The organism is Anaerospora sp. (assembly GCF_032013335.1).
Classification (GTDB): Bacteria; Bacillota; Negativicutes; order Sporomusales; family DSM-15969; genus Anaerospora.
The window spans coordinates 53,059-74,599 of record NZ_DALZUO010000021.1 but is presented as its reverse complement, the minus strand read 5'-3'; the positions used below and the strand labels follow the sequence as shown (position 1 = coordinate 74,599).

The following is a 21,541-nucleotide window of genomic DNA, read 5'->3' as shown; positions in this document are numbered from 1 at the left end:
AGCTATTTGACCGTGCTGTTTTAAACCGTCTCAAATCATGGGCTGAAGCTGCCACAGGCAAGCTAGACGTATATTTGCTCCAAACGCTGGAAAAAACGCTGCTGCCGGCCTTATATTTTGGCTCTTTCTATTTAGCAGTCCGCAGTCTTGCGCTGCATCCCTTATTGGGCCGAAGCATTGATGTCATTGGGATCATTGTTTTAACGATTGCAGGCATCCGCTTTATTGTTGCCATGGTCGATTATACGCTTAACTATTCATTAAAAGCTAAAGAAATGACTGATCGGGAGCATAATATTAAAGCCGTTATCCCCTTCTTACGAGTGGCAATTTGGGGCATTGGCCTAGTATTTCTGCTGGATAATCTGGGCTTTCAGATTTCTACCGTTATTGCCGGCTTAGGCATAGGCGGCATAGCAGTTGCACTTGCTGCCCAGGCCATGCTGCGAGATTTGTTCAGTTATGTTGGTATCGTTTTTGACCGTCCCTTTGAAATAGGTGACTTTATTACCATTGACGGACATATGGGTACAATTGAGCACATCGGCATTAAAACAACACGTATCCGCAGCCTGAGTGGTGAACAGCTGATATTCTCCAACTCAGACCTTACAAACTCCCGTATTCAAAATCTAAAACGCATGGAAACCCGCCGGATTGTATTCAAATTTCGCATTCATTATGAGACTACAAGTCAGCAGCTGCGGGAAATACCGGTAATTGTCAAGCAAATTATCGAAGGCATTGCTGATACCAGATTTGACAGAGCTCATTTCAGCGCATTAGGTGAATCGTTCCTCAATTTTGATGTTGTTTATTATGTCCTGGGCAATGATTATACGTTGTACATGAACATTCAACAGGAAATCAATTTAAAACTGAAGGAAGCTTTAGAGGAACGAAATATTAGATTTGCCTACCCTGCTCAAACGATATATCTGGAAAAGCAGGAGAGTTATCCAATAAGCTAATGCATATTCAGGTCAAGCAAGATGCATTGAAACTACAATTGTTAACAGGGTAACACCACTTGGCCGGCAGCATATACTGGATAAACTAAGTCATTAGGGGTGCCTATATGAACAAGCTGCATCGGGAACCACTAGGCATACGTCCTGATATCCGTGATCAATTGGAAGTGTTTTTATATACTAATCTTAGTGCTATTGTTTCTAACGATCCGATTATCCTTACGCCTAAATTCCGGGCTTCATTGACTGTTGCCTTAAATTCCGTAGGCGAGCGTCATCATCTCACCTTCCCCAGAGATCTTATGGAAATATTAGATGTTTTCGTTATTGAAAATGCTGCTAAAATTGACTGACCACAAAGGTTTCTGCAGAGTTCTCTGCAGAAGCCTTTTATTTTTTTACACCACCTTTTTCACTTGTCTAATAATATTTTTTGGACATTTTGTGTATTTTGATGCAAAATAAAGGTAACGTGCTAATTGGCTTCAATTGCCAATGGGCAAACATCGACCAAATTTCACCTAAAGGAGGAATTAGATGAATCCACTATTTCGAAGTTCGGTAATTGCCATTCTCTCCCTGTTCCTGCTGCTTGGAGTGTTCCCACTTGTCTCGGCTTCACCCTTAACGACTTCCGCTTATGTCGTTCGGGTAACTGACAGCAGTACCCTTCAGGTCTATGTAAATGACAGTGCCGAAAATGTAAGGATGATCGCAGTCGATCTTCCTTCTAAATTGGATCCAAACAAACATAGTAAAGCAAACGGCCTAAAAGCAGAAAAATTCCTTCGCGAACAATTGGAAGGGCGCACCATCTATTTGCAGTTTGATAAACAGCAACGGGATAAAGAAAATTGTCTATTAGCCTATGTTTGGCTTAGCCAGCCCACCTCCGACAGCGATGACGATCTGCGTGACAAACTTTTCAATGCCCGCTTAGTGCTTGATGGTTATGGTCGCCTAAAGATTGAGTCTGTAAACGTAAAATATGCAACTTTCCTGCAGCGCTATCAAGCTGAAGCGCAAGTAGGCGATAAAGGAATATGGGATAGATAACTCCCACTTTAGGAGAATTAGTGATGCTGATTGTAAGTGCTTGCCTGGCAGGTGTTGAATGCCGTTATAACGGCAGCCCCTTCCCTATTCCGGCAATACTGAATATGGTCAAAAGGGGCCTTGCCTTGCCAGTATGTCCCGAAATACTGGGAGGCTTCTCCATTCCCCGTCCTCCGGCAGAAATTCGTCATGGGCAGATTGTATTCAATACCGGGGAAGACGTTACGGAACAGTTTCTGCGAGGCGCCAACGCAGCCTGTGCTATTGCCTCAGCAATCGGGTGTCAAAAAGCAATCGTCAAGTCTAAATCTCCTTCTTGTGGCTGTGGCAGCATTTATGATGGTACATTTTCTGGAACACTCATTGCCGGTGACGGTATATTTACCCAACTACTTAAAGAACAAGGCATTAAAGTACTGACAGAAGAAAATCTGGAGGAGCTATATTGAAATTTATCGGTAACTATGTAATTATTTTTCTCTTGTTTGGCGCATTTTTGTATCTTATTTTACCCCGTCTGCGAAAAGGCTTAACCAAGGAGCAGCGACTGCAAAAGGCGCTTTGGGCTGGGGCACTATTCGCAGGAGCCAAGTTCGTATTAGATATGTTCTTTCCGTAACAACTAGTAACCCCCGAAGCAAAAAGCTTCGGGGGTTTGTTTTTACTTCCATATTATACCAAATGAAAAATGTGAACTCCTCGGGTTTCGGTTAGGTCAACTATTTGCCCGTCATTAATCAAGATAATAGAACGGGACGGTGTATCTTTATTAATAAAAACTACCCGGCCAATTCGCCCATCGGTAAGAGCAACTACATTACCGGATAGAAAATTAGTCATCCGGTTTATAAAGGTAATAGCTGCTTTGGCTTCAATTTTATAGATATTATCTTTTAACCGTTCCAACGCAGCATACGGACTCAAGAGCATACCTTCCTCGCGGCTGATTGTCATCCCTTCATCATACAAATCGGCAATGGCGACAATTTTTGCATAAGGATGAATTTTGTCACCTAACAATGCATAGGGATAACCGCTCCCGTCCTCTCGCTCGTGGTGAGCTGTTATGCCATGTTTAACGGTCTGAGGTATATCCAAGTTCTTTTGGAGCAATTCCGCACCATAATGAGTGTGTCTTTTATAAAGTTCATAATCGCTGTTTGACAAAAGGTTAGGTTGATTTAAAATATGCTGCGGCAATTGCGACTTGCCTATGTCGTGGAGTAAGCCCGTCAAAGACATCTGGTTGACAATATCAGGAGGATAGCCGAGCCATCCGGCAATTAAAGCAGTGATCACACTAACGTTTACGCTGTGACGGAACGTATAATCATCACAAGGCGGCAGGTTATACAATTGATCAATAATATTACCACTAGCCGGAATATTTTCCTGAATCTCCTTATTGGCTGCTGCAAATACCTCCAAGGGTATCTCTTGTGTTTCCCGTGTTTTTTCAAAAGCTTTTGATATGACATCAATGGACTGATTATACGTATTGATAAATTGCTGCACTTCTGACCTGATCAGAGGATTAGCCGCCTTTTCCTGCACAATTAAAACGGTTTCAATCTGCCAGTCCTGAAGTTTTTTAATAGAATGCTGGCTGACTTCTTTTCCTTGGCTAACAAGAATTTTACCGTCAGACGAAAAAATATCCCTGGCAATTTGCATTCCGGGGGCTAAATATTTGACCTGCAGCTCAACAACATTCGTCGCTTTCGGCTGGCTCTCGTAATCAGCCTTTCTATTCTGCACCATTATCTGCGATCCCTCTCATGCAATCACCATCACTACCCTCAATCAGAGGCTCGCATTACATATGATTGCCCATTTTTTCGTATTTTTCGACACTGGTTAACAAATTCCTGCTTTGTTAACATTAACTATTGTTATCTGTCCATCCGGAACAATACAAAGTAAAGAGTAGCGTAGTCAATCAAGCTTGACTGCGCTACTCTTTATGATTGATAAGGGTTTAAGCTGTGTTATTTTGCTGCAGCCTGCACGATCGCCAGTGCAACCTTTTCCGGTGACAGCGGCAAGTCAAAAAATTGAATCCCCAGCGCATCATAAAGAGCATTGCCAATGGCCGAGGGAACGGAAATCATCGGATGCTCGCCAACACCTCTAGCTCCAAAGGGTCCATCCAATTGAGGGTTTTCAATAAGAATCGGTACCAGCTTGACCGGAATATCTTTAGCCGTAGGAATCTTGTTATCTGTAAAGGAGGGATTTAACAGCCGTCCGTCAGCACCAAACTTATAACCTTCTACCAAGGCTGATCCAATGCCTTGTAAGACACCGCCCATGATTTGCCCTTCAATTAACTGTTTGTTAATGACTTGACCAACATCAAAAGCGGAGGCTATTTTAAGTACGGTAATGTCACCTGTCTCCACATCAACTTCAATCTCTACGCCGTGAGCGCCAAAAGTCCAGTCTAGTGCAGGAAGCCCTTGGCCTGTTACCGGATCAAGAAATGTTAACCCATCTGCCATATACGTACCGCGGGCAACTAGAGGACCGCCGATACCATTCCCATTTTCATAAGCATAGCCCAAGGCCAGCGATTTATAGGAAATGCGTCGATGCGTATGCTGAGCGTGGTAAATATATTCATTGCCATGAACGAGATCCTCTATGGCACACCGCAATACCTGGGCAGCAGTTTCCTTCATCTGTACGATCATATTTTGGGCGCAGCGCTTTACAGCATTACCGCCCATAAACGTATATTTTGAAGCAACTGTGGACCAATCGTAAGGATGGCGGTCTGTGTCTGTTTCCCATACCACTTTAACCTTTTCAATCGGCATATCCAGCACTTCGGCTGCAATTTGCGCCATAATGGTATTCGCTCCCTGCCCCATGTCCACTACCCCGATCATCAGCCGGACAATACCGTCATCATCCATTTGCATAATCGCCGTAGTTGAAGTGTGGGGAGGCATAGCCGGTGCCTTTTGCAGGCAGGCCAGGCCTTTGCCGCGTACCTTTCCTGTTTGAAGCGCGGCCTGCCGTGCTTCAGCAGACTGGCCCCCGGTCCAGCCAATCTCTCTGGAAACTGCCTCCAGACACTGATCAGGCCGTCCGGAGTTTTCATGAATGCGCTCGCCGCTGATTGTAATGGACCCATCGCGTAAGATATTTTTCATCCTGAAATCATAAGGATCCATACCCAGCTTTTCTGCTACCATATCCATCTGGCGTTCAATAATCCAATGTGTCTCCAGGTGTCCAAAGCCACGGTACGCAGTACTGAATACCTTATTGGTATATAACGTACGGGAATGAAGCTCAAGATTGGGAACTTCATAAGGACCGGCTCCGGAATAAGTGGCTGCCTTGCCAACATTTACGCCGTAATCCGCATACGCTCCGCTATCCCAGTCATAGTAGATTTCAGCAGCCGTGATCTTTCCATCCTTTTTAACTCCGGTCTTGACCCGCCCCCGCATGCCGGCACGACATGGCAGTTGGTTGAACTCTTCTTCACGGGAGGCGGTAATCTTAACCGGCCGTCCCTTGCAGACCCGGGAAAGAACTGCGGCAAGCGGTTCAAGATGTATACCGGCTTTTCCGCCAAACCCTCCGCCTACATAAGGTGCAATTACCTGAATGTCGCCAGTGGATATGCCCAGCGCTTTTGCCAATAGCTTGCGTACCCCGAATGGCGATTGAGTGGCCGCCCATATCTTCACCTGATTGGAACAGGGATCAGCCTGAGCAATAGCTACATGCGTTTCCAACGGAACATGTGCTACTGCCGGTAAAGTCAGTTCATTCTCTACAATGAGGTCTGCTTCGGCAAAGCCTTTACTTACATCGCCTTTGCTTGTTTTGTTCCAGCTGGCAATGTTCGAGTCAGGCTGCGGAAAAAATACGCCTTGTATATATTCCAGCTCATTAATATCTTCATGTACCAGGATACTGCCGCTTAATGCTTCGTCAAAAGTACTGACCATCGGCAACGGCTTATATTCCACCTTGATGAGAGTGAGCGCCCTTTCTGCAGTTGCTTCGTCGACCGCTGCAACTGCTGCAATCGCCTCACCCTGATATCGCACTTTACCACGGGCCAGCACCCGTTTGTCTACCATATACAAACCAACTAAATAAGGAATATCTTCACCTGTGAGCACAGCCTTAACACCTGGTAAAGACTTAGCAGCACTTGTATCAATCGAAATGATTTCGGCATGGGCATGGGGTGAATGCAGACATTTTGCATATAACATACCAGGCATTTCCATATCAAAGGTATAAGTAGCCCGCCCGCTTACTTTTTCATGAGCTTCAATGCGCAAGCTGGATTTGCTGACATGGCGGTATTGATTGTTACTCATGGCCGCGTTCCTCCTTCTCCAGCTTTGCTGCCGATGCGATAGCAGCGATAATCGGCGTATAGCCTGTGCAACGGCAGAAATTACCGGCAATGGCTTCTTTTATTTCTTCTTCACTGGGTTGAGGATTCCGGTTGAGTAATGCCCTTGCGGACATTAACATGCCAGGCGTACAAAAACCACACTGCAAGGCATCATGGTGAATAAATTCCTGCTGCAAAATGGAAAGCTTCCCGCCGGTGCTTAAGCCCTCTACCGTAGTGATAGCCGCCCCCTGTGCTTCCAGCGCCAGTATGATACAGGAGTTAACTGTGTCACCATTCATTATAATGGTACAGGCACCGCATTCTCCTTCTCCGCAGCCTTCTTTCGTACCAAACAAGCTCAGCTCCTTCCGTAGAAAGGCAAGCAAAGTCATCGTCGGATCTATCATTGCCGTTACCGGCTCGTCATTAACCACGCAAGCAAGGCAAACCCGGGGCAAGCCTGAATCAGCATAAGCAAAACACTTGTCTTTCGCACTATGTATTTCACACATTTTACTTACCTCCTATGACAAGCAGCTGCATCAACGCCCGTTTGACCAATATCCCGGAAATATGCAGGCGATATTCGGCTGAAGACCGAACATCGGAAATAGGCTTAATTAAGCTTCGCGCCTTTTCTCCTGCCAGGACGGCAAGCTCTGCAGTTACGCCCTGAGAGTTCAGCATTTCTTCCAGTTTTGTAAGCCGGATGGGCGTTGGAGCCACTGCCGACATAGCAACAAGATACGTGTTAGCCGCAGTCCGTCGTGCCGCCACCCCGACAATGCCCAAATCATGCCCCTTTATGCGGGCTTGCTTTAAAAAGATACTGTCATCACCGGGTCCAACATCAGGCAAGGAAATACCCAATACCATTTCATCCGGTTGAAGTACTGTCTTTTTAACTCCCGTAAAGAATTGGTCAATGGCCACTTGACGAGTTCCCCGGCTGCCGGCAATATGAACGGTGGCTTCGTATACCAAAAGCGGAGCAGCCAAATCAGCACCAGGTGAAGCATTGCAGATGTTTCCTACCAGAGTAGCACGGTTTCGCAGTTGATACGATGCTAATGAATTTGCCCCCTGGACTAAAGCAGCATATCTTTTTTGAATAGCCTCTGCTTCAGCTACCTGGTTAACAGTAATAGAGGCTCCGATAAAAAGGCCGCTTCCTGGCTTATACTCTAACTGCTTAGTCTCCGGTATGGATTTAATATCCAGAATATGTTCAGGCATTTCAGCATTTCGGCGCAACATTACCATTAAATCAGTGCCGCCGGCAAGAATTTTAGTACCGGTGTTTTCCCCCAGAAAAGCCAGCGCATCTTCAAGAACCTGTGGCCTAATGTAATCAAACCTGCTTAACACGCTTCATACCTCCTTATGGTGTTGCAATCAAAACAATCTGCCGAATTCCGATATTCATCAATCAATATCCTAATTTAAATGGTATATTGTTGTCAGAATATTAGCAATAATATTGTTAGATAATCAATTGTAGTATTTCTACAAATCTTTTCTTCGTTTAATCCGCTTTATTGTGAATAGTACCAAAGGCTCTTTTTCTCTGTAAGAATACAGCAAAAACGCTTAAAACCTACGATTTTAAGCGTTTTTAACAGTGTTCATACAGCCTTTTTTGCTCTTATTCTTCGTCGTAAGCAACAATACGGCAGATAGAAGATTCACCGCCTTCAAAACGCCACGGATAACAGCCTACAATTAACCGTTTGTTGAGTACTTTGGTAATTTCACCGCCTACATTCTCAGCGTGTATAATATCATGAGGGAATAGATCAATATGCATCAATTGATAGTGGTCATCAGGAAAAATATCGGAGATGCTTTTCCCGTATTTCTGCTGGAAATACGCTTCACATTCTGCAGCCTGCTTGGGGCACCAGTCGCGAATTTTAGTATTCATCGGATGATCAGCAGAACCGCAATCAACACCAATCCATTTTAGTTCCATTTCATGGCACCATTTTGCAAACTCACGGGTAGGTCCAGGATGTTTGACCATATAGCGAACTTCATCGCCTTCCGGCTGATCCCAACCATATCTGGCATAACCTGTATGAATAATCAGGATATCCCCTTTGCGGACTTCCACCCGGTCAGTAATATCTTTTGATGTATAGATTCCATAATCTTCCGTCATATCGCTCAGATCTACTACCACTCCAGGGCCTATAAGATCCTTCAGCGGGATACTGGCAATGTCGCGGCCATGAGTACAAAAGTGCAATGAGCCATCAAGATGCGTCCCTACGTGGTTTGAAGTTGTAATTACCTGACCATTAGCACCGTTAGAGCTAAGACGCTTAAAAAACTTAATTTGCAGCGGTTCATAAGTCGGCCAGGGTGGAGTAAGATGACTGAGTTTTTGAGTGAGATCATACATTTTAACTTTATCCCAATTCTTTACCATAGTAACATCTCCCCTTCTTTGTTTTAACTATTCAATTCGTGCTGCCAAAGCCACGATTGCCTTTTCAAAGCACTCGGCAGGTGGTCTAACCACTCCTGCACCTACCTGGCCAACACCTGCTTCTTTGTGAGCCATACCTGTATTGATAACCGGCAGTATGCCGCTGGCAATCACTTTACGTACATCAATTCCCGTTGCCGTACCGCGAAAATTTAAGTTAGGAATAGAATAATTTTGATTTTCCTCTAACGTAATTTCATACATTTTCTGCGAATACCCTAATGCATCTTCAACAGTACCACCAACAAACTGTACAATAGCCGGAGCGCCTCCCATTGCAAAGCCGCCAATGCCGCAGGTTTCGGTAATTGCACTGTCGCCGATATCCGGATTGGCATCTTCACTGGTAAAGCCGGGAAATAGCAAGCCTTGAATCATCTGCGCCGGTCCGGTAAACCAGGTATTGCCGGGACAGCCGCTTACCCGGATGCCAAACTCCACCCCATTGCGGCACATGGTTGTAACCACCGTACTATTTTCAATGCCGTGGGCAGCATCTAAGGCTGCTTTACAGGCTGGCATAGATAGATTCAGGAAAAAATGATCATTAGAGTTGATAAATTCAATGACCCGTATAATCGCCTCCGGTTCGGCCCCTGTGCGCAGCAGATAAGGCGCAATCGCCCGGATGAACATACTGGTACCCGCCTTATTGCGGTTATGACATTCATCCCCCATATGAATAGCCTGTGCAATCAGGCTGCGAATATCGATTCCGCCTGACAGGTTAACAGCGGTCTTCAGTACCGGACCGAGCTCCTGCTCAATCCACTTCAGCCTTTCAATCACTTCTGTACCGTACGCTCCATAGCGCAATACCTTGCCAAGTCCTTCATTTAACGTGCAGTAAGCAAAATTTCCATAGGTTTTATTTTCAATTATTTGCACAGGCATTGATGCTGAAATGATACCGGCCATTGGTCCCACGGCATTATGCTCATGGCAGGGAGCAAAGCTAATCTGCCCCGAGGCAGCTAAAAGAGCTGCTGCTGCTTCCGTTGGCGCCATCCCTTCATAGAGAAGCGCTCCAATAACGGCTCCTTTCATGGGCCCGGCCATATTTTCCCATTTAACCGGCGGGCCGGCATGCAAAATAGTGTTTTTAGTCATGCCGGGAATCACGTTAATAGCCGTATCAATGTCTACTAATACAGGCCGGGAATTGATAATAATGGCAAGAGCACTGGCATTTGCCTCTTCAATTTGTTCGTTATTTGTTAATTTATCCAATGCTGCAATCAGTTCCCGGTTACCACCGGCAGGCGGTTTCCAATCCAGCTGCAGGACAGCTGCTCCCTGAGCCTCAAGCTCAGCCTTAAAGGTTTCGGCACCGATATTGATAATAGCAAGCTTATCGCTGAATAACGCATCTATTGAGCTCATTTTTTATCCTCCCGCTGCCTAGCAATCATTCCTGCCAAACGGGCTGCCTGGGCATTGCTTGGCGCCAGCGTGACTCCCGCAGCAGCCAGCTTTTGCTCTTGTTTGACGCGGCCTTGCACATCCTGCTCAGTTCCACATACATAACCAATGATCTCTAAATGGCGTCCATCAAGCTGAGCCGTGCGCTTTGCCTCCAGTATTGCCGGCAGGGTCACTCCTACGGGATCAATATGAGAGCCGTATCCCAGTACAAAATCCAGCACAATAACGGCGGTCTGAGGGTCCTGAGCCTCTTTTAACAATCTCGTCAGCCTCAGGGAAGGCTCAATCATGGGATGTGGTTTTCCGGCAGTAAAAATATCATCACCTAAATCAATAAAGGTATTTTCCTGACTGTGATGGGGGTCTTGCAGCCTATCCTCATGCGTCTTGGCAACATTGGAGCAGGTCTTCAGCCCATATGCCTTAACAATATGCATGGCCTCATCACAAAGGGTACCACCGCAGAACAAGCCGCGCACGAAGCACTGCGATTGCGCCATCTTACCCGCTTTACTCGCTGCCAATTCCGCCAGTCTTTCATCATTGCAGCTAGGTGATACTTCTTCGCCTTTGCTCAGAGCGACCGCAATCCGGGCCGTTTCCTCAAGCGTAGGTCCGAAAAAGGCTCCTGCCTGTTCCACTTGCGCCGCATCACCGCCGACAAAACAAATAACCACCGGCTTAGTCAGCTCTTTTACTCGTTCAAGAATCACAGCAGCTACAGCTTCAGCCGGTGGTTTAGAAATTAAAACAATTACCTTTGTCCCCTCATGACGCTCTAGTGCCGCTATTCCATCCAGCATAGTAATGCCGCCCACTGCTTCGCTTAAATCCCGGCCACCCGTTCCAATGACTTGAGAAACGCCTCCGCCAAACCGGTCAATCAGCACGGTAACTTCCTGCGTACCCGTGCCTGAGGCTCCAACAATCCCGATATCGCCTTGACGAACAACATTGGCAAAGCAAAGTCCAACCGAGTTTAGGATGGCAGTACCGCAATCGGGTCCCATCATCAGCAGTTGTCTTTGATGAGCATATTGTTTTAAGGAAATTTCATCTTCAACACTTACATTATCGCTAAACATCATTACATGAAGGCCGTTTTTTAACGCCTGCATCGCTTCCCTGACTGCATACTGCCCGGGAACAGAAATAATGGCCAGATTAGCCTGAGGCAAAATTTTTACTGCTGATTCCACCGATGATGGCTGCACCTCTGCCGCATTCTTTCTTGCTCCCTGCTTTTTAGACAGCGCTTCTTCTGCAAATTGAACAGCCTCTGCGCAGCCCGCTTCATCCTGTGCCCTAACTGCAATCAGCAAGTCGTTAACGCCGGCCACGCTCACTTGATCCGTATAGAGTCCGATGCGCTGGAGCAATTCTTTATTCATATCAGTAGCCATTGACACTACGGCATCTACTACACCATCCAATGCAGTCAGCTTGCCTGACAGCGACATTAACGCCACTGAATCGTGATAAGTATCTTTTTTGATTAGTATTTTTACATCCACGGCGTTTCCCCCTTCACTTGCCTATTGTAGCTAACTCCCTCCCGACCTCCAAACCGGCAGCCAAGCCAACCGCCCAGTCAGTGCCGGATAAGCAGCCTGCCTGCATTACCTTGAAAGCGGACTCTTCCAGAGAATCCGGTGAACAACCAGCAATTTCTTTAAGAAAGGCACCTACATTTTCCCGGACCAGACCACTGGCTGCCAGCCTAAGCATTTCCTGGCTGATATACGCAGTCTGCCTTTGAGCGGCAGACGCCAGCTGCTCTCCCAATTGGCGGTATTCAGTACCAAAAGGGCTGCCAGGCATATTAAATACGGTCAGCAGCGCCGCACAAAAATCATCACCCGATGGAGTAAGTCCGCCGCCCAGCCCAATAAGGGTACAACCCGCCTGATAGGCTCCCGCTATGTCCTGCGCACGCAAAGCTGTTAGCATAAGGGTTGCCCGTTCCTTGAGAGGAGCTGCATAAATGCCCTGCTTACCTCCAGGCTGTGGATCAAACCATAGCTCCCGCAATCCACCGCTTTTCCCAAAGCGCCCGATGGTTTGTCTGACAAGGTGTATATTTTGTTCCAGCCTTTGCAGGACAGCCCCGCTGGGGAAATCCGGCAATACCGGCTGCCACGGCACAATAAAAGATAAGTCAATTGCAATTTGACCAATATGTAACGCTCCACCGGTTACCCATACACTGTCTCTATCATGGATTTCCATCTGGGAAAAAGGCAGATCGGCCGCCACGCGTATACTCTGCGGTGCATTGTCGTATTGTGCCGTCTGAACACTATACAACCGTCCGTCAGCAGCACAAATATTTACCGTCCGGTGAAAAATGCTGTGGACACATCCTGAATAATCCCGGTCTTTTATTTTTTTTACAAAAGAGCTATCACCTGTGAGAGCTTGTAACTGCGAAGCACATCACCCCCTACACTTGAATAGTATCACAATTCGGAATATTTTTTCCATAGCAATACTATCTAAGCTGTCAGCTCGTTTTATTCATTTTTTTGTAAAAAATCACAAAGTACCCTTACTTATTTCTTTGCCATTTGAAGCAGTTTAATTGCCATCTGTAAATTAAGACAAGCTGTGGCATCTTCCAAACTGCATCCGGTAATCTGCTGAATACGATCAAGGCGATATAAAATTGTATTATAATGTACATACATTTTCTCAGTGACCTTTTTCAACTTGCCGTTGCATTCAAAGTAAACTTCCAGTGTTTTGACAAGTTCTGCTCCCTTTTCCTGGTCATAAAGCAGCAGCTTGCCCAAGGTTTCTTCAATAAAAAGATGAATTTCCTGCTTATCTTGAATATTGCCTAAGAGGCGCCAGACTCCTAAATCAGCGTAATAGCAAACAGGTTCCTTCGGCCAAATTTTCCTTCCTGTCTGGCAAGCCTGCAATGCCTCCCGGTAGCTGCTCTGGATGCCTGCCAGCCCGCTTCCCGGCCGTCCAACACCAATATAGCCGCAGTCCTTACCGGCTACCCGGCCGAAGCGGCTGACAAATCGCTCATAAATAGCCTTAATTTTTTCGCGCACTTTATTGCAGTCTTTCCCTGTCCAATTTTGTGGCAGCGGTATAAACATAATAATACAGTCCAGCTTATAACCAACAGCAATATCAGAAAAATTCTCCCGTAAGCCCTGAATGATCCGTTGAGCCATAAGCTGATATTCTTCCACAAGTTCATCACTCTGGTGATAAAAACAGATAGCAGCAACAACGTGAGGATTCTGCAAGTCAATTCCCCAACCCCTGGCCCGGCCTTTTAGATTCTTTTCCTCATTATTCTCGGCTATGAGCAGTTCATTTAAGAATTCATTGTAGTAGCGCCGTTCAACTGATGCTACTGCCAGCTGATTAACAAGTACCAAAGCTGCCACAGCAGCTGTCCGTTCAATTGTCCCTTCATCAGAACGTGATACAAGTGCTTTCGTTTCCAGAACGGTTATTGTACCATACCATTTTTTCCCTACACAAATTGCCAGCCGGAAATACCCTGTTTCTAACCCATCAAGCACCACCTTGCCTCTTCCAGTGCCCGTTCCATACCGACTGTTCAGCTCTATTAATTTTTTGATATCCCGGTGGTCACAGTCATATTCGTCAGATGCAACGATGATATCGTTAGATATCGTTTGGATAACGGCTAAGTTATTGTTTAGCGCAGCAACAAGCACATTAGCAATGTCCCGCAAATCTCCGCCTTCAAGCACAACCCGGTTTAAATGCAGATGCACTTCATCGGCACGCTGAATCACTGCGAGCTGCTGATTGCTAATTTCGCTGAGAACAGGATTAATAATGTCCGGGAAAGAAACATCATAGGGAATTTCCAGCAAGGGAAAGTTATGAGCATTAGCCTGTTCAATCATAATATCCGGCGTTCTTTCAATATACCGCCCCGGTTTAATAGCCAGTCCGGCTAAATTGCGCTCTGCCAGTTCCGGAATCAGGCGTGACTGTGCATTTGTGTCATGACGTATGGAGTAAACGGTAGTCAGCAATAATTCTCCGGCCCGGGTCCAGTCCATAATGTCCGGCACTTCCATCACATTAACGGAAGTGACTACCTTATCGAGACCACCGGCTCCGGCAATCAGCCGAACCTGTTTTAACCCTGGTAATGCCAGCATTTCCCTCAAACTAATACCTGCACAATGAATCAATATCGTCCACCACCAATCACTAAGATTAGCTGTCTATTCTGATTATAGCATAGGCATTTGCTAAACCTATGTCGGTTAATGTTGACGATTTTAATGGCTCAAAAGCCCGCTAAACAATGGGCTTTTGTCAGTTGTTGAGAACCCTTGTTCCCAGGCCGTTGAGAAAGCCCTAGATGCACGATCTCCATCTCAAATGTCTGCTTTATGCAACAAAGAGATGTGGGCGCGGGGAATTCCGAGGAAGCGAGCGAAGACAGTACAGCGCGGGTACGACGAGCGAGCTCCCGCAGGCCTGAATGCGAAGTTCTTGGTGCTTTAGCACCCTAGTACTTCGGCTTACCCTTTACGGGTACAACGCAGATGAGGCTTTATCGACGGCCTGTCAAAAGCCCGCTAAAAAGCGGGCTTTTGTTCTCAATGAGTACAATCCTGTTTAGGCGCTTCTTCAGCACTGTCATTCATCAACGAAAACATTTCCAGCAGTTTAAAAGCTAAACTTAGCAGAATAGATACGATAGTTGCCAGTGCCATCCCTTTCATTTCCACAGTGCCAATCGTAATGTGGGCACCGCTGATGCCAACAATCAATACTGTCGATGTTAAAATCAAATTCTTAGCCTTACTGTAATCAACCTTTGACTCTACCAGCATGCGAATACCCGATGCTGCAATAACACCAAACAGCAGCATTGAGATTCCGCCCATAACCGGCACAGGAATGCTTTGAATAGCAGCCGCCAGTTTTCCGATAAAGGAAAGTACAATCGCAATCACTGCAGCTCCGCCAATCACATAAACGCTATATACCTTGGTTATTGCCATGACACCAATATTTTCGCCATAAGTCGTATTTGGAGTAGAACCAAAGAAGCCGGATATCATAGTGGATAGGCCATTGCCCAGCAGCGAGCGGTGCAATCCAGGATCTTTTGTCAGATCCCGTCCGACTATATTACCCGTAACTAATAAATGCCCCACATGCTCGGCAATAACCACCAGAGCGGCAGGTATAATAATAGCAATCGCATTAAGCTGAAATTTAGGCGTATAAAAAGTAGGAACAACAAACCAGGGAGCATTCGCTATCCCATTCATATCGACAAGTCCAAGCGATAAAGCCAAAATGTAACCCGCTAAAACACCGATCAAAATTGGTATAATGGCTAAGAAACCACGAAAAACAACAGAGCCTAAAATTGTAATCGCTAACGTAAATAAAGAGACGGTTATTACTTGGGGATCAAGTGTTTTTGCGGTAAGTCCGGCCATATCGGCGGCCACTGGCGCCAGCTCCAGTCCAATAACGGCAACGATTGCCCCCATAGCTGCCGGTGGAAAAACCACATCAATCCACTTCATGCCAACAGCGCCAATGGATAGGGCTACTAAGCTGAAAATCAGGCCAACTACAATAAAACCGCCAAGTGCCGCTTCATATCCATATTGAGGCAATACAACAAATACAGGAGACAGAAATGCAAAGCTCGATCCAAGATATCCAGGTATCCGGCCTTTTGTAATGAAAATATAAAGTAAGGTTCCAATACCGTTAAACAGCAAAACTGTAGCAGGATTTACTTTAAATAAAATGGGAACCAGAACCGTTGCACCGAACATGGCAAACAGATGCTGCAGACTCAGCGGAATTGTTTCTACTAGGGATGGACGCTCATCTACGTCAATAATCCTTCTGGCCATTTTTTCACCATCTTTTCATTTTATTTTACTGTCGGCAGCCGAGTTCCTAGACTATCACCTCCGGAGCTGATGTATAAATAAATAAAAAGATATTCATTGTCTGAATTTTCAACAAAGCACTCTTCAAACCTTTGTGAAATGCTACAAACCACTGAACATTTAACAGGGTAATTTTGTATTATTTTTCAGATTCCCTATTAAACAAAAAAGCCTCAGCCATATAGGCTGAGGCCAATACTGAAGTATTTAAATTTTAAAGCGCAGCACAACCGTTTGCAAATCCTGGGCCAGCGTTGCCAGAGCTTCACTAGAAGCTGCAATTTCTTCCATTGACGCTGACTGCTCCTGGGTGACTGCCGAAACTGTTTGTGTTTGTCCGGCAGTATCCTTGCTGATGAAATCAATATCTTCAATCGCACTAATTATCTGTGTGCCACTATCGGAGATCCCCCGAATAGCGGTTGTAATACTGCTTACCTGGTCGGACACCCGATCAACAAGCGAGATAATTTCGGTAAAAGACCGGCCGGCCGTATTAACTACCTCGGCACCAACCTTGACTTCATGGGTTCCTTCAGTCATAGCAACAACCGCACTATCCGTATCGGTTTGAATCTCACTGATCAATTGGGCAATTTGTTTCGCTGCCTCCTGCGATTGTTCAGCCAGCTTCCGAACTTCTTCGGCTACTACTGCAAAGCCACGCCCCTGTTCACCGGCCCGCGCCGCTTCAATGGCCGCATTGAGGGCAAGCAGATTCGTCTGCCCGGCAATGCCGGATATTGTATCAACGATTTGTCCAATCTCCTTGGAGCGTTCACCCAATTTGCTGACAACTCCCGCAGAGCGAACTACTTTAGTTTCAATATTAGCCATCTGATTCACTGCCGCCTCAATTGCCTTGCCGCCTTCTTTAGCAGCATCAGCAGCTTGTCCGGAAGTTTGCTCCACAATTGCAACATTAGCAGACGTATGCTCTATTTCACTTGAAATTCGTTTAACAATAGCCGTTGTCTTGCCTACCGCCTCAGTTTGTTTCTCGGTACCCGATGCCACTTCAAAAATTGAGGTAGCTACCTGCGTAGCTCCCTGAGCAGACTGCTCGGCACTTGTGGTTAATTGCTCCGAAGACGCCGCTACTTGTTCAGCTGCCTGATTGACCTGCCGCATTACATCGCGCAGATTACTTGTCATATCTTGAACTGCTTTCCCCAGTTGACCGATTTCATCCGCCGACTGATCAGTTATCTCAGCAGGCCGCAAATCTCCCTCAGCCACCTGTGTCACTCTCTGAACCATCCGGGACAGGCGAATAGCAATCTTATTGGCAAAGAAACGAGTAAGAAGAATGACAATAACGATTGTTACCGCCATAATTCCAAGCATTTTTAAACGATTGCTGTGCACATCGGCATATACTTCCGTCTCTGGTACCATAACGGTGGCAATCCAGTTACTGGAGGGAACAATTGCCGTAGCTCCAATCATTTCCACTCCAGCTGCACTTGTAAATGCCATCAGCTGCTTCTGTCCGCCCATCGTTGCCTTAATGATCGCGACTTCGCTTAAGTCCTTTTGCTCCGTTACAAAGGACTTGTCCTGATGAGCAATTGTTATAGCCTTACCGCCTGCATTTGTGACCACACTTGCAAATCCGGTCTCACCCACTTTTACCTGGGAGCGCATTTGTTCCAGAGCATCAAGCTTGATGGCCTGTGTTGCAATCCCCTTAAAATTACCGGCCCCATCCTTTATTGGCGCAGCAATAATAATGATTGGTTTACCTGTATCCTTAGAAATCATTACATCACTGATAAACGTTTTTCCCGTTTCTTTTACACTTTTGAAATGTGGTCTTTCCGCCACTGAAACCCCAATCATTTTTCCTGCATTAGACTCAGGCGCAAAATGAGTTAACCGTCCATCTTTATCTGAAATGTTAACTGCTTCATAAAAAGCTGAATTATTTTTTTCCATCGAATTGATAAGTGCATTTATTCCGGCCGTATCACCTGCAACTACCTGTGCATTGGTTGCAATAGTCTGCCCAATTGCAATTTTATCTTGCAGCATCGCTTCAACATTCTCAGCAAAATGATTGGCTTGATTCTGCAATTCACGGTTACTGCTTGTCTTTAAGCTTGTCTCCATCCCGGAAAGCATGACAAATCCGGTAATCCCCGTGGCTGCCAGTGTAAGTACTAAAATTAGTGTCACGAGTTTTGCAAAAACAGTTCTTCCCATTTCTGACCTCCTGCTATCAGCACATTTTTGTCAATGTTTTTTGTTTTTCGACATAATTTTCCAATCACCTCTTTTGTTTGTGAAATTCATAAAGATCAACCGAGTCTACATTTTACTGTTAATTCTAAAGCCAAAAGAGCCCTGCATATATATGCAGGGCTCTCTTTCAACCGAACATTGCAATCCCCAGCGGTGTCACTAATAGAGGATGAGGTGGTACATGTACCTTTCGCCCAAAGGCTTTGCCAAACTCATTTTCAAACCCCTGCAAGTAAGCGGTACCACCGACAACATAAACAGGATAGTCATTAAACTCATCCTGCCCCTCAAGCATCTCTTTTACTACTGTCGCCATTTTCTCAATAACCGGTAAAACAACCGGAACTATTTTACGTTGCTCGGCAGGATTCCGCTTTAGTATTTCAGCCTCTTCAAAAGAAATTTTATAGGCACCGGCCAATACAAGCGATATGTGTGTACCGCCAGTAGGCTCATCAGCAGTAAAAACTAACTCGCCGTTTCGCAAAACTGCAATTCCAGTCGTTCCTCCGCCAATATCCACGACAATTCCATGGGTAATATTAAGCGCTTTTGCTGCCGCAACAGGCTCATCTATTTGGCAAACTGGCTCTAAACCGGCTCCTGCAATTACATATCCGCAGGCCAAGGCGTTACGCCCTACCGTACCCGGTGGAATTGCAGTAGCCCCTTTATCAAGGCTGACCCCTAAACGCTCTTCTACTTCTGCCTTTAACTCCTCAACAATTGCTGTGGCACCCTGAAAATCAACAACAAGACCATCCTTGACAACAGAGGCCCACCGCATACTGCCAGCAACAGGATTCCCCTCTTGATCAGTCACAACCAAAACAATATCTGCAGTCCCCAAATCAACACCAACTTTAAATGGGCCTGGTAAATTGGCAACAGTTTTGTTTTCTATCAAGTCATACAGTTTGTAAATCTTTTCATAGCCTTCCATGACTAACTCCCCCTTGTCACACATTCAGAACTACCTGACAGTACTGCTTTTCCCTAAATCCTAATCAAAATCCTATACTGCTCATGATAAATATGTGCCAAGTTATTTTGTTTTATTGCCAACTATTTTCCTGGGGCAGGTCGCCTCTTTCCCAACAGCTTAAATATGCCCCCATATAAGTAGTGCTGTTCGGATTAAGAAACTGTTCCGTCTCGGGTGTATTGCGATAAGCTTCCCCGCTTTTTTCCAATAAACCGGCAAGAAGCAAAAACTCTAATTTTTTTCCCAGTTCGACTGCGTCCTGGCTCAATTCTTGAGCCAGTTTTTCCACACACGCAAATTCCGTCAAATACGAGAATAAATTCATTTTAATTGCCATGAAAAGAATCTGGGTCTCTTTATACACTTGAACCATCCGCAAAAGCCTCCGGGGACTATACGTCAAATTAGTCATGCTTTTTCCCTCCTAAGTTCAAAATAAAAAAGAGCCTCCACGACAGAGACTCTTATCAGATATATATGTACCATTAGCAGCATTACACAAAAGGCTGCTAAAAAACGATATACTCCAATAATCCCCTTCCCATCGCTCGTGGGTAAAACGGTGATTGTTAGACAGGCAGTTCTCCTGGCTCTGGCTCCTCGCTCCTCCGAACCTTCCCAAGACTATCGTCTCAGTGGCATATCTCGGGTTTGCTCCCCATTACAGTGGCGGGACCGCGCCGGCATTACACCGGACTTCCCTTTTAAGCCCTCGCGGGCACCTATCCCAATATGCAGTTTTTGACAGCTTATCTACCGAAATAGTAGCATACTAAAATTAGAACGGTCAATAGTAAAAAACTGCCTTATTTATCAAGCAAACAATTTACTCTCCGGAATTTGTAAGCTCAATGCAGCACCTTTTTCCGGCAGTCGACCGGCATAACCACCATTTAATGAGCGGTAAAGCTACCATTAATACAAACATAAGGCGAAAGATTTGAAATGCGACAACTGCAGATAAATCAGCATGCACCATCATCGCTGTCAGCCCCATTTCAGTCAATCCACCCGGAGCACTGCTAATAAATGCCGTTATAAAATCAATGGAACTATACTTTGCAAGAAGATAATCAATCCCCAATATTGCGCCAATTACCAGTACGATACTTAAGAAGCTTGCCACGAAAGCCTTTTTTTGCTCAACCAGACTCTCCACATTGATCGCCATCCCCATCCGGATTCCCACACAAATCTGGGCAACAGCTATGACTGCTGGCGGCAAAGCAGGTGCGTGAATACCGTTAAGTACCAATGCTGCTGTGACAACCACAGGAGCCAACAAGTAAGGATTGCTCATTTTTATACGCTTGCCGAGATAAACTGCTCCGCTCAGGCAGACAGCAAATAAAGCAAGCACAGGAACATTATTTATAGTGAAATGGGTCATTGTCTTGCTTACCGGATCGACTTGATCGGCAAGCCCATGGAGTACCAAAAAGGGAACAATGAAAACTACAGCCAACACCCTAAGAGTTTGCATCAAAGTCACTGCTGCCGGGTCAGTTCCCTCTATGTTTTCACAGACCATTGCCATCTGCGATAATCCCCCTGGCAAGCTACCTAACAGACTGGTTCCCAGCCCGATACCAGTAAAGCGATAAACAGCATAGCCGCCTGACAAACAAAGCCCCACACTGGTAAGCGTTAAAAATAGCATTAACGGCAGTTGATGCAATATTTGATAGCCAGTCTCAGGCGTAAACGGGCTTCCCATAATATAGCCCAGGACAACCATAGCGGTATTGCGAATAGTAATGGGCCACCGTACCCGCCTTTTTAATCCAGCCTGCAATACTACGACAGTGGCTAATGGTCCCAATGTCCATGGCAAGGGCATGTGCAGCAGATAAAAGAAACTGCCGCCAACACAGCTCCACAAAAATACAGTTAGATAATCTCTCACGCTATTTTTCATCCCCATCCCTATTCCATCTTTTCATTATATCACGTACCGGAAAACTGCTGTAAAAAACAAAATGACCAAAAAATGGGTTCTCCATTCTTTGGTCACTGCTTATTCTTGCTGTTTAGACTCACCTAATATTTAAACCGGTAGCTGCAATC

19 protein-coding genes and 1 riboswitch are annotated in these 21,541 nt (G+C 45.6%); of the genes, 5 read left to right on the top strand and 14 right to left on the bottom strand.

The window, feature by feature from the left end; translation table 11 throughout:
* The 5 genes from RTR76_RS15525 to RTR76_RS15505 form a co-directional block, all read left to right on the top strand.
* Positions 1-971 (top strand): mechanosensitive ion channel family protein (locus RTR76_RS15525; RefSeq protein WP_312522222.1); only part of this gene is annotated, 971 nt, incomplete at its 5' end.
* Between the two features lie 107 nt (positions 972-1,078).
* Complete coding sequence (locus RTR76_RS15520; RefSeq protein ID WP_312522220.1) at positions 1,079-1,324, top strand: hypothetical protein; 246 nt, start codon at positions 1,079-1,081, stop codon at positions 1,322-1,324.
* Positions 1,325-1,508: 184 nt separating this feature from the next.
* Positions 1,509-2,027, top strand: a complete 519-nt coding sequence (locus RTR76_RS15515; RefSeq protein WP_312522218.1) for a thermonuclease family protein — start codon at positions 1,509-1,511, stop codon at positions 2,025-2,027.
* Between the two features lie 23 nt (positions 2,028-2,050).
* Positions 2,051-2,476, top strand: a complete 426-nt coding sequence (locus RTR76_RS15510; protein WP_312522215.1) for a DUF523 domain-containing protein — start codon at positions 2,051-2,053, stop codon at positions 2,474-2,476.
* Positions 2,473-2,646 carry a hypothetical protein gene (locus tag RTR76_RS15505; RefSeq protein ID WP_312522214.1) on the top strand — a complete coding sequence of 58 codons (174 nt, stop codon included), beginning with the start codon at positions 2,473-2,475 and terminating at the stop codon, positions 2,644-2,646. Before RTR76_RS15510 ends, RTR76_RS15505 begins: the two co-directional genes overlap by 4 nt.
* A gap of 53 nt (positions 2,647-2,699) precedes the next feature.
* On the opposite strand, the gene RTR76_RS15500 is transcribed toward RTR76_RS15505, so the two are convergent.
* The 14 genes from RTR76_RS15500 to RTR76_RS15435 form a co-directional block, all read right to left on the bottom strand.
* Positions 2,700-3,788, bottom strand: a complete 1,089-nt coding sequence (locus RTR76_RS15500) for an HD domain-containing phosphohydrolase (protein WP_312522213.1) — start codon at positions 3,786-3,788, stop codon at positions 2,700-2,702.
* Between the two features lie 227 nt (positions 3,789-4,015).
* On the bottom strand, positions 4,016-6,376 hold the full coding sequence (locus tag RTR76_RS15495; RefSeq protein ID WP_312522211.1) for a xanthine dehydrogenase family protein molybdopterin-binding subunit: 2,361 nt from the start codon (positions 6,374-6,376) through the stop codon (positions 4,016-4,018).
* A complete protein-coding gene (locus RTR76_RS15490; protein WP_312522209.1) occupies positions 6,369-6,911 on the bottom strand; it encodes a 2Fe-2S iron-sulfur cluster-binding protein in 543 nt (180 codons plus the stop codon). Before RTR76_RS15490 ends, RTR76_RS15495 begins: the two co-directional genes overlap by 8 nt.
* 1 nt (position 6,912) lies before the next feature.
* On the bottom strand, positions 6,913-7,767 hold the full coding sequence (locus tag RTR76_RS15485) for a xanthine dehydrogenase family protein subunit M (protein WP_312522207.1): 855 nt from the start codon (positions 7,765-7,767) through the stop codon (positions 6,913-6,915).
* A 277-nt stretch (positions 7,768-8,044) separates the two neighbouring features.
* Positions 8,045-8,830 (bottom strand): cyclase family protein, encoded by a 786-nt coding sequence (locus RTR76_RS15480; protein WP_312522206.1) that lies wholly within the window; start codon positions 8,828-8,830, stop codon positions 8,045-8,047.
* Between the two features lie 27 nt (positions 8,831-8,857).
* Positions 8,858-10,273: a DUF1116 domain-containing protein gene (locus RTR76_RS15475; RefSeq protein ID WP_312522204.1), complete on the bottom strand. Its 1,416-nt coding sequence runs from the start codon at positions 10,271-10,273 to the stop codon at positions 8,858-8,860.
* Positions 10,270-11,829: an acyl-CoA synthetase FdrA gene (gene fdrA, locus RTR76_RS15470; RefSeq protein WP_312522202.1), complete on the bottom strand. Its 1,560-nt coding sequence runs from the start codon at positions 11,827-11,829 to the stop codon at positions 10,270-10,272. The genes RTR76_RS15475 and fdrA overlap by 4 nt, the downstream gene beginning before the upstream one ends.
* A gap of 13 nt (positions 11,830-11,842) precedes the next feature.
* Positions 11,843-12,571, bottom strand: a complete 729-nt coding sequence (locus RTR76_RS15465) for a DUF2877 domain-containing protein (RefSeq protein ID WP_312522200.1) — start codon at positions 12,569-12,571, stop codon at positions 11,843-11,845.
* A 296-nt stretch (positions 12,572-12,867) separates the two neighbouring features.
* The gene (locus tag RTR76_RS15460) at positions 12,868-14,508 is read right to left on the bottom strand and encodes a PucR family transcriptional regulator ligand-binding domain-containing protein (RefSeq protein ID WP_312522198.1); all 1,641 of its coding nucleotides are present in this window, start codon (positions 14,506-14,508) and stop codon (positions 12,868-12,870) included.
* 414 nt (positions 14,509-14,922) lie between these two features.
* Positions 14,923-16,206, bottom strand: coding sequence for a uracil permease (uraA, locus tag RTR76_RS15455; protein ID WP_312522197.1), 1,284 nt, complete (start codon positions 16,204-16,206; stop codon positions 14,923-14,925).
* A 246-nt stretch (positions 16,207-16,452) separates the two neighbouring features.
* Positions 16,453-18,450, bottom strand: coding sequence for a methyl-accepting chemotaxis protein (locus RTR76_RS15450; protein ID WP_312522194.1), 1,998 nt, complete (start codon positions 18,448-18,450; stop codon positions 16,453-16,455).
* Positions 18,451-18,616: 166 nt separating this feature from the next.
* Entirely contained in the window at positions 18,617-19,432 is an 816-nt protein-coding gene (eutJ, locus tag RTR76_RS15445) for an ethanolamine utilization protein EutJ (protein ID WP_312522193.1), read from the bottom strand.
* 112 nt (positions 19,433-19,544) lie between these two features.
* Positions 19,545-19,886 (bottom strand): methyltransferase dimerization domain-containing protein, encoded by a 342-nt coding sequence (locus RTR76_RS15440; RefSeq protein WP_312522191.1) that lies wholly within the window; start codon positions 19,884-19,886, stop codon positions 19,545-19,547.
* 146 nt (positions 19,887-20,032) lie between these two features.
* A riboswitch (cobalamin riboswitch) is annotated at positions 20,033-20,215 on the bottom strand.
* 85 nt (positions 20,216-20,300) lie between these two features.
* Positions 20,301-21,380, bottom strand: coding sequence for an AbrB family transcriptional regulator (locus tag RTR76_RS15435; protein ID WP_312522189.1), 1,080 nt, complete (start codon positions 21,378-21,380; stop codon positions 20,301-20,303).
* Positions 21,381-21,541 lie beyond the last annotated feature (161 nt).